At 67.6% G+C, this 15,323-nt stretch carries 23 protein-coding genes and 1 pseudogene; 9 read left to right on the forward strand and 15 right to left on the reverse strand.

What is annotated here, in order from left to right; all coding sequences use genetic code 11:
• Positions 1-385 precede the first annotated feature (385 nt).
• A complete protein-coding gene (locus SD626R_RS10780) occupies positions 386-1,264 on the forward strand; it encodes a DNA-binding protein (protein WP_092566363.1) in 879 nt (292 codons plus the stop codon).
• Positions 1,265-1,672: 408 nt separating this feature from the next.
• Here SD626R_RS10780 and SD626R_RS10785 read toward each other — a convergent pair whose 3' ends face one another.
• Genes SD626R_RS10785 through SD626R_RS10795 form a run of 3 tightly spaced genes read right to left on the reverse strand, consistent with a single transcriptional unit; the run spans position 1,673 to position 3,147 of the window.
• On the reverse strand, positions 1,673-2,134 hold the full coding sequence (locus tag SD626R_RS10785; protein WP_092566364.1) for a GDP-mannose mannosyl hydrolase: 462 nt from the start codon (positions 2,132-2,134) through the stop codon (positions 1,673-1,675).
• Positions 2,135-2,185: 51 nt separating this feature from the next.
• The gene (locus SD626R_RS10790; protein ID WP_092566365.1) at positions 2,186-2,611 is read right to left on the reverse strand and encodes a toxin-antitoxin system TumE family protein; all 426 of its coding nucleotides are present in this window, start codon (positions 2,609-2,611) and stop codon (positions 2,186-2,188) included.
• Positions 2,608-3,147, reverse strand: coding sequence for a DUF7342 family protein (locus tag SD626R_RS10795; protein ID WP_092566366.1), 540 nt, complete (start codon positions 3,145-3,147; stop codon positions 2,608-2,610). Before SD626R_RS10795 ends, SD626R_RS10790 begins: the two co-directional genes overlap by 4 nt.
• Before the next feature lie 87 nt (positions 3,148-3,234).
• Between SD626R_RS10795 and SD626R_RS17510 the strand changes: the two are divergent.
• Positions 3,235-3,366 (forward strand): annotated as a pseudogene (locus tag SD626R_RS17510) (RNA-guided endonuclease TnpB family protein); the annotation flags it as partial.
• Between the two features lie 11 nt (positions 3,367-3,377).
• On the opposite strand, the gene SD626R_RS10800 reads toward SD626R_RS17510, so the two are convergent.
• Positions 3,378-3,824: a type II toxin-antitoxin system VapC family toxin gene (locus SD626R_RS10800; RefSeq protein WP_092566367.1), complete on the reverse strand. Its 447-nt coding sequence runs from the start codon at positions 3,822-3,824 to the stop codon at positions 3,378-3,380.
• Positions 3,825-4,097 carry an AbrB/MazE/SpoVT family DNA-binding domain-containing protein gene (locus SD626R_RS10805; RefSeq protein ID WP_092566368.1) on the reverse strand — a complete coding sequence of 91 codons (273 nt, stop codon included), beginning with the start codon at positions 4,095-4,097 and terminating at the stop codon, positions 3,825-3,827. It lies immediately after the preceding gene.
• 160 nt (positions 4,098-4,257) lie between these two features.
• Between SD626R_RS10805 and SD626R_RS10810 the strand changes: the two genes are divergently transcribed.
• On the forward strand, positions 4,258-5,169 hold the full coding sequence (locus SD626R_RS10810; protein ID WP_092566369.1) for an NAD-dependent epimerase/dehydratase family protein: 912 nt from the start codon (positions 4,258-4,260) through the stop codon (positions 5,167-5,169).
• A gap of 1 nt (position 5,170) precedes the next feature.
• Here the strand turns inward: SD626R_RS10810 and SD626R_RS10815 are convergent, their stop codons facing one another.
• From SD626R_RS10815 to SD626R_RS10835, 5 genes are all read right to left on the reverse strand, one after another.
• The gene (locus SD626R_RS10815; RefSeq protein ID WP_092566370.1) at positions 5,171-5,446 is read right to left on the reverse strand and encodes a DUF433 domain-containing protein; all 276 of its coding nucleotides are present in this window, start codon (positions 5,444-5,446) and stop codon (positions 5,171-5,173) included.
• A 130-nt stretch (positions 5,447-5,576) separates the two neighbouring features.
• The gene (locus SD626R_RS10820) at positions 5,577-6,041 is read right to left on the reverse strand and encodes an IS1096 element passenger TnpR family protein (protein ID WP_092566371.1); all 465 of its coding nucleotides are present in this window, start codon (positions 6,039-6,041) and stop codon (positions 5,577-5,579) included.
• Between the two features lie 51 nt (positions 6,042-6,092).
• Positions 6,093-6,302, reverse strand: coding sequence for a hypothetical protein (locus SD626R_RS10825; RefSeq protein WP_092566372.1), 210 nt, complete (start codon positions 6,300-6,302; stop codon positions 6,093-6,095).
• Positions 6,295-6,558, reverse strand: coding sequence for a hypothetical protein (locus SD626R_RS10830; RefSeq protein ID WP_092566373.1), 264 nt, complete (start codon positions 6,556-6,558; stop codon positions 6,295-6,297). Before SD626R_RS10830 ends, SD626R_RS10825 begins: the two co-directional genes overlap by 8 nt.
• Positions 6,559-6,893: 335 nt before the next feature.
• On the reverse strand, positions 6,894-7,865 hold the full coding sequence (locus SD626R_RS10835; protein WP_092566374.1) for a phosphoadenosine phosphosulfate reductase family protein: 972 nt from the start codon (positions 7,863-7,865) through the stop codon (positions 6,894-6,896).
• Positions 7,866-8,021: 156 nt separating this feature from the next.
• Here SD626R_RS10835 and SD626R_RS10840 point away from each other — a divergent pair, with 156 nt between their 5' ends.
• Positions 8,022-9,368, forward strand: a complete 1,347-nt coding sequence (locus SD626R_RS10840; RefSeq protein WP_092566375.1) for an alkaline phosphatase family protein — start codon at positions 8,022-8,024, stop codon at positions 9,366-9,368.
• Between the two features lie 15 nt (positions 9,369-9,383).
• Here the strand turns inward: SD626R_RS10840 and SD626R_RS10845 are convergent, their stop codons facing one another.
• Together SD626R_RS10845 and SD626R_RS10850 are read right to left on the reverse strand one after the other, a co-directional pair.
• Positions 9,384-10,151, reverse strand: a complete 768-nt coding sequence (locus tag SD626R_RS10845) for a hypothetical protein (RefSeq protein WP_092566376.1) — start codon at positions 10,149-10,151, stop codon at positions 9,384-9,386.
• Positions 10,152-10,272: 121 nt separating this feature from the next.
• Positions 10,273-11,118: a DUF7847 domain-containing protein gene (locus SD626R_RS10850; protein WP_092566377.1), complete on the reverse strand. Its 846-nt coding sequence runs from the start codon at positions 11,116-11,118 to the stop codon at positions 10,273-10,275.
• A 109-nt stretch (positions 11,119-11,227) separates the two neighbouring features.
• Here SD626R_RS10850 and SD626R_RS10855 point away from each other — a divergent pair, with 109 nt between their 5' ends.
• The 5 genes from SD626R_RS10855 to SD626R_RS10875 all read left to right on the forward strand — a co-directional run bounded on the left by SD626R_RS10855 (position 11,228) and on the right by SD626R_RS10875 (position 14,361).
• Positions 11,228-11,806, forward strand: coding sequence for a TIGR04206 family protein (locus SD626R_RS10855; protein ID WP_092566378.1), 579 nt, complete (start codon positions 11,228-11,230; stop codon positions 11,804-11,806).
• 93 nt (positions 11,807-11,899) lie between these two features.
• Entirely contained in the window at positions 11,900-12,823 is a 924-nt protein-coding gene (locus tag SD626R_RS10860; protein ID WP_092566379.1) for a ZIP family metal transporter, read from the forward strand.
• 46 nt (positions 12,824-12,869) lie between these two features.
• On the forward strand, positions 12,870-13,427 hold the full coding sequence (locus tag SD626R_RS10865; protein WP_092566380.1) for a hypothetical protein: 558 nt from the start codon (positions 12,870-12,872) through the stop codon (positions 13,425-13,427).
• Entirely contained in the window at positions 13,427-14,035 is a 609-nt protein-coding gene (locus SD626R_RS10870; protein WP_092566381.1) for a hypothetical protein, read from the forward strand. The genes SD626R_RS10865 and SD626R_RS10870 overlap by 1 nt, the downstream gene beginning before the upstream one ends.
• Positions 14,036-14,148: 113 nt before the next feature.
• Positions 14,149-14,361, forward strand: coding sequence for a hypothetical protein (locus SD626R_RS10875; RefSeq protein ID WP_092566382.1), 213 nt, complete (start codon positions 14,149-14,151; stop codon positions 14,359-14,361).
• Positions 14,362-14,366: 5 nt separating this feature from the next.
• Here SD626R_RS10875 and SD626R_RS10880 read toward each other — a convergent pair whose 3' ends face one another.
• From SD626R_RS10880 to SD626R_RS10890, 3 genes are all read right to left on the reverse strand, one after another.
• The gene (locus tag SD626R_RS10880; protein ID WP_092566383.1) at positions 14,367-14,696 is read right to left on the reverse strand and encodes a hypothetical protein; all 330 of its coding nucleotides are present in this window, start codon (positions 14,694-14,696) and stop codon (positions 14,367-14,369) included.
• Complete coding sequence (locus tag SD626R_RS10885) at positions 14,693-15,016, reverse strand: MarR family transcriptional regulator (protein WP_092566384.1); 324 nt, start codon at positions 15,014-15,016, stop codon at positions 14,693-14,695. The genes SD626R_RS10880 and SD626R_RS10885 overlap by 4 nt, the downstream gene beginning before the upstream one ends.
• Positions 15,017-15,122: 106 nt before the next feature.
• Positions 15,123-15,323, reverse strand: a 201-nt coding sequence (locus SD626R_RS10890) for a chorismate synthase (RefSeq protein ID WP_141651431.1), incomplete at its 5' end; no start/stop codon positions are given.

The raw sequence follows: 15,323 nt of genomic DNA on the forward strand, positions 1-15,323 counted from the left end.
GCCCGCCCCGCTCGCCGCTGCCGCCCTCCGCGTCGCTCGCGACCGACCATTCCGGGCGTGCGGCGCCCTCGCGTGCGCTCGGTCGCCGTTCCGGGCTCAAGTGCATGTGCCCTCGACGCCAGCGGGAAAGCGCGAAGGGTTGCGCGGCGTGGCTGCTCACCCCCCACGCTTTCTCCGCTGGCCGCTCGCTCCGGGCGGGTCGCCGCGCAGGGCTGGATACGGGGCACCGCATGCAGGCGCGCTCTCGCTCGCGCCCACAGGGCGCTCGCGAAGGCGCGAGCGAGAGCGCGCAGTCGGTGCTATCGGACGTCAATATCGACGAAAACCCGCGATGGGATTGCATCGCGGTGGCGGCGCGTGAGCGCCTTCGGATCCATGTACTACGATGTATAGTAACAATTCGAGTCAAAAAGTCGTTACGGTGGATAAACAGGCATTCAAGCACGCAGCGGAGCAGACAATCGATGCAGACGGCGTCCCAGTCGTTGACGAGAAGCCAATCTTCAAGCCAGGGGTTGAGCAGGCAACGCAGGCAAAGGTGGATGCAAACCACCCTGATGCGGGGGTTGACGGACTCTCGCTGGCAGCCGAGGAGCGAGAAATAGCGCGCAAAGCAGAGAAGGCACGCACCCGCGCACGGTGGGATCGTCGACAGACAGCAGACAGAGAAGCCCGGACGCGGCAGGTCGTAGCCGAGGGAAGTCGCCGACGACGCGAGACGTTCGCCGAGCGGCGTGCCGCCGTAGACCCGTGGACAGATCCGGCGCGGTCGGATCCCCGCGAGTCGCTCGCGCAAGAAGAGCTTGCGCAGGTGAACGAAACCGCCAGGCGGATCGCTACCAATCGGACCGGGTGGACGGCTGCGGCGGTGAGCAGACGCCTCGCCACGCAGGTCGCTAACGGACAGGATCTGTCGACGGCGACCGTGCGGGTCGCTGAGGAGGTGCGCACGGCGCCCGGGACCGTCATTCCGATCGACGCGGTCGGTGACGTCAGTCGCTCCACGGTGAGCATCGCCGGCGAGTGGGTCGAAGACTGGGAGCCGACGAGTCCGGCCATCAGCCAAGTCGGGCTGCTCGCGGATGACACCGGTCAGATCAAGGTGACCGTCTGGGTAAAGTCGAATCAACCACGCATCGACGAGGGCGAGCGCGTCCGGATCGCCAGCGCCAAGACAAGCTGGTACGAGGGCCGGGTATCGGTGGCGCTGACGCGGCGCTCACAGCTTGGCTTCCCCGAGCGCAACCGGTGGTGGGAGAGGTAGGCCAGCATCTCCCCTTTTTGCCGGAGGATCGGCATGGTGAAGGATCAATTGTCACGCCGAAGGGCCGGCTGATCGGTGTGTCCGCACCAGCCAGCCACACCCCACCACCCCGCCCACCGCTCCGTGCTCGCTCCTGTCGTCGCTGCGCGCGCAGCCACAACCTCGCTACAGCTGGGAGGCTCAAACGGATGTTGGTGGACGAACGGGAACGAATCGGATGCCGGCTCAGGGACTGCGACCGGGGTCGCGTCGGCGGGCTACACGGCGGACAGCGGCTTCACCTCAGTTCATGTCACGTGGGAGCGGTTCGGGATACGACTGCAACCATCCACTCTATCGAGGTTATCGACGATCACACACGTACGACGGGAGACCCAATATCAACTCTCCTGCTGATCGGAGCGGTACTCAGAACCAACCGCTCACCGTTTCGGCTGCCTCAACGTACGCCCGGACGTACTCGTGACACGGCTCGGGCGGCGACCGAAACACCCGAAACGCGTCGTGTTGGTCGTCCGGTTCTGGCTCGCCGTCGACGACATCGACCACGTACCCGTTCGCCAGGTAGTGCTTCGAGTCGACGCCCGAGATATCCGACGTGTCGTACAGGTGTTCGAACGCCCCGAGCGACTCGACCATTTCGACCTCGATTCCGAGTTCCTCGGCGGCGACCCGGCCGACCGCCTCGCGTCGCGTCTCGCCTTTCAGCACGCGCCCGCCGGGGATGAACCAGTATCCTTTCGCCGGCTCGTTCGTCCGTCGTCCGAGCACCACGCCGCCGTCGCGCCTGATCACGAGATCGACGGAGACGATCGGCACGTTGGCGACGATCGTCCGCCAGTCGGCGGCGGCGATCCAGTCGTCGTCCATACGTTGACGGAACGTGCGCAGGGGGATGAGTGTGTTTCGTTGGAGCACCGATCAGCGCCAGAGCGTGCCGAGTCGGTTCTGAACCCACGGGAGAACCGTCGTTTCGAGCACACGCGTGAGGTCTGTCGGATAGGTCCGGTCGACTGCCGCGTCCGTCCGGGCATCCGGAAGCGGATGGAAGTGATCGCGTGCGTTATGGGACTGGTCGTGTCTGTCCCAGCGACACCGACGCCGGTCGCCCGCGAACGCCTCGAGGTACGAGACGTGGAACTCACCGTTCGTGTAGGCACGGATTTCGAGGGATATCTCGTCGATGTCGGCCGGGTACCCCTCTGTATCGAGCCGAACGACGAGCGTCTCGGGTTTGATGGCCGGAAACAGCGATGTCGCCTCGACAGCGTCTTGCCGTCCGAGTAGTCGGCCGATGTATCGGAGCGTCGCTTCGTCGACGGTGCGAGACCCGTCCGTATCACTCACGGTTCCGCCGGTTCCCCCTCGAAAGACGAGTCGCCGGCACGCTCCTGTCGAATCGCTTCCAATCGTTCGATCCGTCTCCGAACCGTTCGCCACTCGCTCAACGCGAGCCAGACGTCTTCGATGTCGTCGTAGTCGGCGTGATCGAGCGCGTCGACCGCACTCGGCCCTTCCACCCCGAACCGGTCTCGAAACGCCCGCTCTTCGGCGGTGAGCTCACCGAGTGTTTCACCCAGGTCGCTCATCGACTGCTCCCCGAGACGATCGCGGAGACGCCACTCGAAGTACGATTCGTTCCGCACGTACGTGGTCGGCGTGTCGGAGACGAGATCGACAACGCCGATGTCGGCGAGTCGGCTGAGGTGTCGGCGGGCGGTGTCCGGTGCACAGGACGCGCGCTCCGCGATCTCTGGGACGCCTGCGGGATCGTACAGCTGGAGCGCGACGCGGTACACCCGCTCGTCGGCCGGGGCGGCTGTGAGCTCCTCGCTGAATCCCGACACAAGCTCGATGTTCGCGGGTGAATCGCCGGCGGTCATGACTATATACTCGCGCTCAAACGAAATAAAACTGCTGTAGACTATTCAATTAGTGTCAAATTCAACTTACGGTCCTCTCAACGCGTGCTGGACGTGCGCTTGAATCGCGGGACATTGAACGTGAACGGTGATTACGAGCCTGCCAGCGATGGCCAGAACGGGAGTCCACGCGAAAGCCCCACCCCCAACGAAGCGAACGGCAACGCCGTGAGCGAGTAGGATGGGGTAGTTTACACCGCGTGGAACTCTTCGAGCACCGATTCCGGGACGGGATTGGTGTACGAGAACGGCTCGTCGGTACACAGCGCCTCGAAGTCGCGGTCGGTTGTGATCAACCGATCGGCGTCGGCTTCGCGTGCGAGCGCGATGTAGAAGCAGTCGTACACGTCGTGGTTTTTGTCCGCGCTGATGTCGTACGCGTTGAGAACGGTGTCTGGTGTGACATCGACCGATTCTGTCGGGTATTGAAGTAGCGACCGAACGGCATTTCGAGCATCGACCGTGGACAGCCCGAGATCTTCGAGCACCCATTGGACGCGGAGCGGGAGATAGCCGAACAACAGGAGCGTGTCGGTTCCCTCCAGCGCGGGAACGAGATGATCGGCGATGTAGGGATGTCCGGGATGATCATCGATCAGCTGAATCGCGAGGGCGTTAATATCCGGAAGGATCCGCATTTACTCCTCCCCGAACGTTGCGCGTCCGGCGTCGCGGAACGCGTCGTCGCCCCACTCCTCTCGCGAACGACCCGTCGACACCGTCTGAAGTTCGGGGAGCCGGCGGACGAGCCGAATCGTATTTCCTTCACGGATGACAGTAAACGCCGTTCCGCCCTCGATCCCGAGGTCGTCCCTGAGCGGCTTGGGGATCGTCAGTCGCCCTCGGTCGTTTATTTCGGCTTCGCCGTACTCCTCGCCGCCGTTAGTGTCAGCGTCGTCTGGCGTGCTCATCGAATCATCTCGTCGGATCTACGTGATTCGATCAACATAAGATATGGTGATTTATTCGATCGGATCGTACCCGTTACACAGGCGCTGTCTGATGCTCCAAAACGAACGGCAAGCAGAGAGAACCGAAGCGCTAAACCGACATCTCCGAGGAGACGTACGTATGAACGACAAACGCGTCCTCGTCACGGGCGGCGCGGGCTTCATCGGCTCGAACCTCGCGAACCGCCTCGCCGCCGACAACGACGTGATCGCCGTCGACGACACCTATCTCGGCACGTCCGAGAACCTCGATCCCGAGGTCGAGTTCGTCGAGGCCTCCGTGCTTGACGACGACTACCCCGCCGACGTCGACGTCCTCTTCCACCTCGCCGCGCTCTCCTCGCGGAACATGCACGAGGAGAACCCGCAGCGCGGCTGCCGCGTCAACGTCGAGGGGTTCGTCAACGCGGTCGAGCGCGCCCGCAAGAATGGGTGCGAGACCGTCGTCTACGCCTCCACCTCCTCGATTTACGGCAGCCGCACCGAGCCCTCACCCGTCGACATGGACGTACAGGCCCACACCGCCTACGAGGCCTCCAAGCTCGCCCGCGAGCGCTACGGGGAGTACTACGCCAACCACCACGAGATGAACGTGGCCGGCCTTCGCTTCTTCTCCGTGTATCAGGGCTTCGGCGGCAACGAGGAACACAAGGGCGAGTACGCGAACACGGTCGCACAGTTCGCGGACGCCATCGCGAACGGCGAGGCGCCGGAGCTGTTCGGCGACGGCACCCAGACTCGCGACTTCACCCACGTCTCGGACGTGGCTCGCGCCTGCGAGCTCGCCGCGGACCGCGGGCTGACGGGCGTCTACAACGTCGGCACCCAGGAGGCGTACACGTTCAACGAGATGGTCGCGATGATCAACGACGCGCTCGGCACCGACATCGACCCCGAGTACGTCGAGTGCCCCTTCGACGGCTACGTCCACGACACGATGGCAGACTACTCGACGTTCCACGAGGCGACCGGCTGGGAGCCCCAGATCAGCTTCGAGGAGGGCGTGAAGCTGGTGTGTGAGCCGTATAAGTGAATTACTCGGACGCGCAGTTCCGGTCGCTTAATCGGTCGCGGGTCGCCGTCGCTCTCTCAGCGATCGCCTCCATCTCGTCGGGATTCGACTCGTAGTACTCGGGGGCGGCGTCGATCTCGTCGGCCGTCAGATCGAACTCCTTGGCGACGACCGCCGTCGACCAATCGTGCTCGCGAACGAGGGATCCCACCTGATACACGCCGACGCGTGTCCCTTCTATCCGCGGTTTCCCGCCGAGAACGTTCGGTGTCGAAACCACGGGGATGGTCACGCTCATGTCCGTAGTTTCTCCGGGAAGCGTCATAACGTTTTGGCGGAACTCTCGTTCGGTCTGCGCCGTCGCTCATTCGCTACAGTTCTGCACCGGCATCCCCATTGCGTCTCCGGATCGAGCACGTGTTGTTTCGTTACGTCTGTGGGCTGGTTTCCAAATCAAGCCCCTCACCGCGCTCGGCGACGACGTGCGGATCCTCGTCGGTCGGTCCACTGTCGTCGATCTCTTTCAGGATCGCGTAGAAACGCCGCTCGTCGCCGTAATCGTACAGGTAGCAGATGCGGTCGCGCTCGTCGAGACCAAGCCGGTCGACCATCTCGTCGACGGTCGTCTCGCCGGCGTCGTACGTCGTCTCGTCGACGCCGAACGCGGTCGACCCGGCCGACTCGTCGAACTCCTGTGGCGACTGAAATTTGATTTCGCTGTTCCAGTACGCCTCGTCCGCGCCGATGAACCAGAGGTGCCCCCGGTCAAGGCCCATCGCGTCGTTCATCGCGGCTTGAAGTTCGGTGAGCGCGCGGTTTCCCCCAACGACGATATCTCGCCAAAGATCTGCCGGGTCTGGATCGGACTTGACGCGGAATCGGTAGGTCGTCACGGTCGGCTCGAAATCCTTACCTTTGAGAGTAAAACGGTCGGTTCGGAACGCTCAGTGCCCCTCGACCGCACTGCCGGCCGCGATGAGGAAGCCGGTAATCGCGGTGATGAGCGCGACCGTCCCGATGGCGACGGCGCCGATCCGGAACGTGTCGCCGGAGAGCCGGTTCGCGATCAGCAGCATAAACACCGTCGTCACGAAGCCGATGAGCACGAGCGTGCGCCCGAGTCGACCGACATCGATCCCGGGGTCGCTAGACACGGTTGAGGAGCTCCTTGAGTACGCCCTCGTACTCGTCTTCGGTCGCGGCGTTGCCGAGCGAGTGGATCGACTGGGAGATCCACAGGCCGGCGGTGAAGTTGATGAACGCCGCCATCGAGATGGTGCCCAGTTGGCCCTCGACGAACAGGCCCGAGACGACCGCCCCGGCGAACCCCACCGCCATGAGGCTGTGCGTGACCAACGAGCGAGTGCCGAAGTCGGCGAGCTGTAACGAGAGACTGGTTCCAACGGCCATAGCGATCGTTTGCGGTCGAGGATTTAAAGAGGTAGCGAGTCGCGGAATCGCGCCGGCGGGCGCGAGCAGGGGACGTCCGCTACCCCTTCAGACAGTCGCCATGGTCACTTCGGGCGGTCACAGCTGACGATGCGAGCCCGATCAAGTCCGTCACTCGACGCCGGGCACCGTCTCGTTACTCCGACCCGGGAGCTTCAGTTCAGTCTTGGGCTCCGACTCGCCGACTCTCTCGATTCGGCGGGCCGCGGTAGATATCCGAAACGCGGGCGAACTACGTGACCTTCGACGGCGACTGAATGCGTTCGAGTCAAAGGAGACGCGGTCTCTTGCGGGCGCTACATATAGCCGAGGTCGCGCAGCCGCTCCATCAGGTCCTCCTTGTCCTGGGCGCGGCCGGCGCGCTCGGTCGTTCCTTCCAGGTCCTGGAGCCAGGCGGGCTCCTCGGTCGTCTTGTCGGTCGAGACCTCGCTGCCGAGCGAGCGGAACCCGGCGAAGTACTTCGGCGAGATCGGCACGTCTTCCTGCTCGACGCCCTCGGGGAGGTCCTCGGCCGACTCCGGGACGTACCCCTCGTCGGGGAACGCGTCGACCGTATCGGGGACGACGTAGTCCCAGAACGCCTCCCACACGTCGGCCTCGGCGAACTGCAGGATGGGCTGGATCCGGTCGTGCGGCGGGAACAGGTCGGGGTCGTGGCGCGGCGAGAAGAACGTCTCGTCCGCGCGGGCCTCCTGCTCGTCCCACCGAACGCCCGAGATCACGCCGTCGATGTCGTGCTCTTCGAGGGCGTCGTTGAGCGCGACCGTCTTCAGCAGGTGGTTCCCGACGTAGGTGTCCAGCAGGAACGGGAACGTCTCCTCCTCGTACTCCAGGATGTCGCGGACGTGGTGTTGGTTGTGCTCCGAGAGCGCGTCGACGGGGATGTCGTCGCCCGGCTCCAGCCCGTGCTCGTCGACGTACGCGCCGACGTCGTCGTTGCGGGCGTACACGAGGTCGATCTCCCACTCGTCGGCCCAGCGCTCGACGAAGTCAGTGATCGAATCGAAGTGCTGGAAGTGGTCGATGAAGACGGCGGTCGGCTTCTCGTAGCCGTACTCCTCGGCGACCTGGTTGATGAAGTACAGCGTCAGCGTGGAGTCCTTCCCGCCCGTCCACATCACCGCGGGGGTGTCGTACTGTTCGAGCCCCTGCCGGGTGACCTCGATCGCCTTCTCGATCTTGTGCTGGATCGACGGGTAGTCCGCCGGGTCCTCGCCCTCGCCGTCGGCGTAGTCGACGTCGACGCCCGCCGGGAAGTCGTCGGTCATGTGCCAGAAGTGTCTCCACGTAGGGAAATAGGCCTTCTGAATCGGTCTCGCCCGACGGGGAGCGGCGGGGGGCCGGCGAAGGGTGGAGGGAGGCAGTGAAACGGCTCGATTCGTCGGAACGCAAGCGATATGTCGGCGGCACCGGACGTTCCGCACATGGGACTGTTCGATCGGCTGCGCGGCGGCGACGACGAGCGCGTCGTCTTCCTCGGTATCGACGGCGTACCGTACGACCTCGTCAGGGACCACCCCGACGTCTTCGAGAACCTCACCGCGATCGCCGAGGCCGGGTCGGCCGGACGCTTAGAGAGCATCGTGCCGCCCGAGTCGAGCGCCTGCTGGCCGAGTCTCACGACCGGCGTCAACCCCGGCGAAACGGGGGTCTACGGCTTCCAGGACCGCGAGGTCGACTCCTACGAGACGTACGTCCCGATGGGCCGACACGTGAAGGCGACGCGGCTGTGGGACCGCGTCACCGACGCGGGCCGGGACGCGACCGTGCTCAACGTCCCCGTCACGTTCCCGCCGTCGGCCCGGATCCAGCGCCAGGTCTCCGGCTTCCTCTCGCCCGGGCTCGACGCGGCCGCGAGCGACGACGCGGTCCGGCGGGTCCTCGAAGACCGTGACTACCGCATCGACGTGAACGCGAAGCTCGGCCACGACGACGACAAGCGCGAGTTCGTCGAGAACGCTCACGCCACCCTCGACGCCCGGCAGGACGTGTTCACCCACTACCTCGACCAGGACGACTGGGACCTCTTCTTCGGCGTCTTCATGAGCACCGACCGCGTCAACCACTTCCTGTTCGGCGACTACGCGACGGACGGGGAGTATAAGCAAGACTTCCTCGACTTCTACCGGAAGCTCGACGGCTACATCGGCGAGATCCGCGACTCGCTGGACGACGATACCACGCTGATCGTCGCCTCCGACCACGGGTTCACCCGGCTGGAGTGGGAGGCCAACTGCAACCAGTTCCTCGCCGACGAGGGATGGCTCTCCTACGAGGCCGACGACCACGACTCGCTGGAGGACATCGACGACGACACCAGGGCCTACTCGCTCATTCCCGGGCGCTTCTACCTCAACCTGGAGGGCCGCGAGCCCGAGGGCGTCGTCCCCGAGTCGGAGTACGAGGCGGTCCGCGACGAGCTCAGGAGCGACCTCGAATCGCTCACCGGGCCCGACGGCCGGCAGGTGTGCAAGCGGATCGTCGACGGCGAGGACGCCTTCGACGGCGCGCACGACGAGATCGCGCCCGACCTCGTTGTCATCCCCGCGGACGGGTTCGACCTGAAGTCCGGCTTCGGCGGCAAGGAGGCCGTCTTCACCGAGGGGCCTCGCAACGGAATGCACAAGTTCGAGAACTCGCTTTTGTACACGACCGACCCCGACGTCGACGTCGCTGGGTCGAACCTCTTCGACGTGACGCCGACGATCCTCGACCTGATGGACGTCGACGCCGACGCCGACTTCGACGGCGAGAGCCTGCTCGCGGACTGAGGGGAGACCGGCCGTTCAAATCCGGTCGGTCGGCGTCGAACACCGCATGCAGAGCACGTCGGTGCCGGCCCAGTTGACGTCGTTCGAGCCGCAGTTCGGACAGCGATGCGTCTCGTTGCCGTACTCGGTCGTGCCGCGGGGCGCCGCGAGGTGGGCGTCCGCGACCGCCTTCTCGACGAGCCCCGCGAACCGCTGCCGCTTGAACCGGGCGCGGTGCGCGAGGAAGTCGCCCGCCCGCGAGGGATCGGACCCGTGCAGGTCCGCCCACTCGATCGCGATCTCACCGTTCGCCTGCCCGCGGGCGACCTGCTTGATCGTCGCGGCCGCGGCGCCGAACAGCGGGGTCGTCGCGAGCGCCTGCGGCGAGTCGATCGCGTCGGCGGCGGCCGCGTACCGCTCCGCGGCGTCGTCGTACGCCGCGTCGGCGCCGTCGAGCCCGCCGACGACCCGGAAGTCGGCGACGAACTCCGCGAGGCAGGCGCCCTGCCCGGGCGCGTCGAGGAGCCGCTCGAAGTCGCGCGTCGCGGCGATCCCCTCGACCGCGCGCTGTGTCGCGCGGGCGTCGACGCCCGCCACGCGGTAGGCGACCGTCGCCGCGCACAGCTGCTGGAGCCCCTGGCCGATCCACCCCTTCTCGTCGGGGGCGAACGGGTCGAGCCCCTCGCGCGGGTCGGCGAGCACCCGCCGTCCGCCGCGCGTATACCGGTTCCCGGCCTCCTCGTACTCGCGGGCCGCGAGTGCGTCGACCGCCGCGTCGTGGTGACCGCCGTCCTGCGTGTTCACACCGATTCCACGGGCGCCACCGGATTATCGGTGGCGGTCGCCGGGACGCCGTCCGTCGGCTCGTCGACGCGACGCGTCCGGTCACCGCCGCGGGTTCGGACTCACACCGGCAGGTTCGGACTCATACCGGCGCGGTGTTGCGACTGATCGCCTCGTAGAACGCGACAGAGTAGGTCGCGTAGAAGGCCGCGAACGCGCTCGTCAGGACGAGGTAGCCGACGCCGGCGACGGCGAGGACGGACAGCGTCGGCTCGACCGACGCGAGATCGGCGAACGGCGCCGCGGGCGCCCCCGCCGTCTGCGACCCGAGGACGAGCGACGCGGCCGCGGCCAGCGTCCCGAGGGCGACGCTCCCGACGAGGAGGATCACGGAGTAGCCGACGACGCTCAGGACGTTCGACCGGACGAGGCCGACGCTGCGCCGGAACCCGTCGACGAGCGCCGCGTCGTCGAGGACGACGGCGTGGGCGTAGAACTGGACGGCGAACGTGACGAGGAAGTACGCGAGGAGGAGCCCGCCCCCGACGATCGCGAGGACCGCGAGCAGCGTCGGGTTGACGCCGACGGCCGGCGCGTCCGTCGGAACCGTGGCGACGCCGGTGACGAAGACGATCAGGCCGCCGACGAACGCGACGATCCCGAAGACGAGGTTGATCGCGAGCAGGACGAAGTAGGCGAGCAGCAGCGACAGGTAGTTGTCTCGCCCCTCGGCGACGAGCGTTCCGAGCCCGGTTCGGCCGGCGATCGCCTCGCTCGCCATGCCGAGCAGCCCGCCCTGGACGAACGGGAGCGCGAGGACGAGGACGCCGAATGTGGCGAGCGAGACGATCGCCGCCAGGATCGGCCGCGTCGCGGGAACGAGGAGGTTCGGGACCTGCGCGAGGCCGTACAGGGCCGTGACGAGCAGGAGGACCGGGTTGCGAGCGATACCGCCGACTGCCGGACGGAGGGCACGGAGGGCCGCCATACACGGCTGTTTCGCTCGGGGGTATTTAAATCGCCCCGTCCGCCGCGGGCACGGGAGACGGTCGACGGATCCCGGGCGACTCTTGTCGCTGCGACCCCGAACCGAGGGTATGTCCGAAGGGCCCCCGCCAGGGTTCGGCGGCGAGGGAACCGGCACCGGTTCGACTGGCGCCGGCCGAGCCGACGGCGACGCGAGCGCGCACGGTCCCGTCTCGCGGGCGGGGTGGGCGCTCGTCCTCGCGTTGCTCGCGGTGCCGATGGCAGTCATTCCGGCCGCCGGCGACCTCACGGTCGTGAGCCTCTGGGGCTTCCTCAGCGCGGCCGCCCCCGGGTCCGGGGCCGCCGTCGGCGGCTACCCGGTCTGGGACTACTTCCTCGACCAGTCGCGGTCGTTCGCGGCCCTCCCGGCGTCGATCCGCGCGTGGCCGCTCGCGATCGGCTTCCACGTCCTCGCGGCGTCCAGCGCGGCGAGCGGCGTCGTCGTCGGCCGCGAGGACCGCCGCGTCACCGGCGGACTGCTCGTGCTGGCGGCGACCGCGAGCCTGTGGGTCTCCGTCGGCCTCGCGACGCGGTTCGGGGTCGGGATCACCGCCGGCCCGTTCGCCGTGCTCCCGGTGGGCGCGGTCGCGACGCTCGCGGTGGCCGCCGTCGCGTACGGCGGCGACCTCCGCGCGATCGTCACGCGGTAGGTATCCACCGCCGTTCCGACCGGCGGCGACGCCGCGAGGCCCCGCCCGGGCGCACCGCACGCCTTTATCAGCGCAGCCCCGAAACCGGGAGCCATGACGACGCTGGCGAATCTCGTTGCCGTCTCCGGGATCGCGGGGATCGTGACCGGACTCGGCGCGCTCCCCGTGTTCTTTCGCGCCCGGGTGACGCACCGCGTCTACGACGCCGCGCTCGGCCTCGCAGCCGGGCTGATGGTCGCCGCCAGCGTCTTCGGGCTGATCCTCCCCGGCACGGAGGAGGGGACCCTCGCCGCGGTGATGGCGGGGGTGCTCCTCGGCGGCGCCGTGCTGCTCGGCGGGAACTACGCGATCCCGCACCTCCACGCGCAGTACCGCGAGTGGCTCCCCGAGGGCGGCGCGACCGACAACGATGTCGCGGCGATGCCGACGAGCAACGACCGGCTGGGGATGACCGCGGACGACCCGGCCGGGGCGGCCGAGGTCGCCTCCGGTACGGCCGATCCCGAGTCGACACCGGCAGGGAGCGCGGTGACAAACGCGGCGGCGGACGAGGCCGCCCGCGAGGTGACCCTCCGGAAGGCGCTGCTGATCGGCGGGGCGATCACCCTTCACAACGCGCCGGAGGGCCTCGCGATCGGCGTCGCCTTCGCGTCCGGGTTAGAGGAGGTAGCGCTGCTGCTCGCGGTCGTGATCGGGCTCCAGAACGTCCCCGACGGGTTCGCGTTCGCGGTGCCGATGGCGGACACCGGGATGTCGAACCTGCGGGTGCTCTGGTACACCACCCTCTCGGGACTCGTCCCGCAGGTCGTCGCCTCGGTGTTCGGCTTCCTGCTCGTCGGGCTGGCGGCCGGTCTCTTCCCGATCGCCGCCGGCTTCGCCGCGGGGGCGATGCTCGCGGTCGTCTTCCGGGAGCTGATCCCCTCCTCGCACGGCCACGGCCACGCGGACGCCGCGACCGGGGCGTTCATCGTCGGGTTCGTGCTGCCGGTCGCCGTCGACGCGGTCGTCGTGGTCTGAGCCCTCGCCGACAGACATTAGCGGGTCGACCGCGTCGGGCCGGCGTATGCTGGGCGGGATGGCCGGCGGACTGAGCGTCGAGGTGACCAGCGCGCTCATCGGCGGCGGGGCGGGCGTGCTCGCGTACGGCGTCCTGAACTGGAACGAGCGACGGATCCGCCGCGACCGCTTTCGTCGGTCGCTGATCTTCGAGATCCGGCACGTCGGGGAGGCGATCGAGCGGCTAGAGCGGGCGCTTCCCGATCCCGACGCGGCCGACGCCGCGGTCGAGTCGAACGCGGAGCCCGATGCGGCCCGCGAGGCTCCACCCGACGTCGACCTCGACGACCTCCGTTCGCGGCTGTCGGCGGACCTGCTCGACGCCGAGCTCCGGTCGATCGGGAAGCTGACCACGGGCGAGATACGCCACGTCTATCGGTTCTACGAGGCGAGCCGCGTGATCGCTCGGCGGACGGAAGCGGACGCGCTCGACTGGGACGATCCGACGCTCCGCGAGCAGGTCGCCGTCGCGCTCGAAGCGCGCGACGACGCGCTCGACAGCATCAGACGCAGCCGGCTCTCCCGCCTGACTGAGTGGTACAAGGACGTCGAGGCGCGACGCTGATGTCGGCCGTGCCGACGCGGCCCGCGACGCGCGCGCTCGCCGCCGTCGGCGCGACGGCCGGCTTCCTGCTGCAGTACGCGCCGCCGTTCCGCTGGGCGACGGGGCCGCGGTCGCGGTGGATGGAGCCGCTCCGCGCGCGAGCCTCGCGGCTCGCCGGCGTCGCCGTCGACGAGCGCGCGGGGTCGCGGCCGATCGACGAGGCGGAGTACGCCGGCACACTCCGCCGGCCGCTCGACGAGACCGAGGCGCTGCTGTGGGAGCGCGGCTTCCGGCGCAACCCCCTCTCACGGCTGAAGACCCGCGACGGCGACCCCGAGATCGGCTCGTGGGTCCACCGCGCGTCGCCGCTCGCGGAGCGCCAGCTTCACCTCATCCTGTTTCCGGCCGTGTCGGCCGCGACGGCGACGAGCGACGGTGGCGACCCCGGCGTCGACGTGTACGCTCACGCGGAGGCGTCGAGCGTCAACCCGTTCGTGGCCGCGGCCCACTTCGACGCCGCCGGCCAGAATGTCGCCGAGGGCGTCGCGACGGCGCGCGAGCGGCTGCCGCTGGATGTGACCCGCGAGACGCCGGACCCGCCGAGCGGACCGTGGTCGTCGCGGGAGTGAGGCCGCCACCGCCGACCGCAACGTCGCGGTGTCGAGGTCGGCGAACAGCGACCCGTGTGTTCCGCGCGGGCGACCGCGAAACGCTTTCGACGGTTCGATGTCTGGATCCGGTCATGTCGACCACGACCGTCGTCGCGCCCGCCGCCGACGAGACGTGTGCGTACTGCGGCTCGCGCATCTTCGAGCACGACCCGATCTGCGTCCGCGACTGCGAGGCGAACTGCGGCTCGCCCGCGTACTTCTGCAACTACGCCTGCCTCGCGGCGCACGTCGACGAGGAGGATCTCACCGCGGGGAACGCCTGCGAGTGGTCGCCGGGAGAGTAGCGCGGTCACCGAACGCCTAGGTGGCCCGCGGTCGCTCTCGCGATCGTCTCGATCGTTTCGTCGATCAGTTGCCCTTCCTCGCCGTGAACATCCGCGTGGCGGATCGTCGCGACGGTCCACGGGTTGACGTACGTTTCACGCGGGAGTCCCCCAGGGATGAAGTCCTCCTCCGCGAGCGGGATCGCGGCCGATCGACGCGTCGTCGTCGCGGGGACGTAGACTGCCTCTTCGTCGGCGAACGGATGCGTGTCGTCGCTGATCCGGACGTACGGCCGAAAGTCGTTGTCCGCGAACAGATCCGGCCCCTTGATTACCGCTCCGCGCTCGGCGGTCACGCTTCGTCCTCGCCGTAGTAGTCGTCCGTCGTCGACGCCGAACTCGCCGCCTGTTGCGCGGCGAACGACGCGAGCCGGTCGTCCTCGGCGATCGCCCAGTACCGACCTCGGTGGCGGACGAGTCCGCGGTCCTCGAGCCGAGAGAGGACCGCGCCGACGCTCCCGCGTGTGATCCCCGTTCGCTCGTGAATCTCTGTCTGCGTGAACGCCTGATCGTCGTGGTCAGTGAGGAACGCGAGGACGCGATAGGGTTGCGTTCCGGGAGCAACGTCGAGTGCCGCCTCCGGCTCGTCGTCGAACGCGTCGATACCGATCGGCATGTGTCATGGTATGTAATATTCTGTAATAAGTGTGTGGCTGAGATCGGGGTCTGACGGATGTCGAATCCAATATCCAACGAAGTTCGGCCCGGATCGGTGTCGTCCGCTACTCGTTCCGCGGACTGCTCGGGTGGTAGTCGGTGTCGTACTGACCCGGATTGCCGTCGACGCGGTCGGGGTTGATCCGCCCGGCGAGCAGCATGAAGTCGAGGACGGTGCAGTAGAGCATCGCCTCGACGACGGGGACGGCCCGCGGCGGGAGCACGGGGTCGTGGCGGCCGACGACCTGGACCTCCTTCTCCTCGCC

It is taken from the genome of Halorubrum sp. SD626R, from assembly GCF_001261915.1.
In the GTDB taxonomy this organism is placed as follows: Archaea; Halobacteriota; Halobacteria; order Halobacteriales; family Haloferacaceae; genus Halorubrum.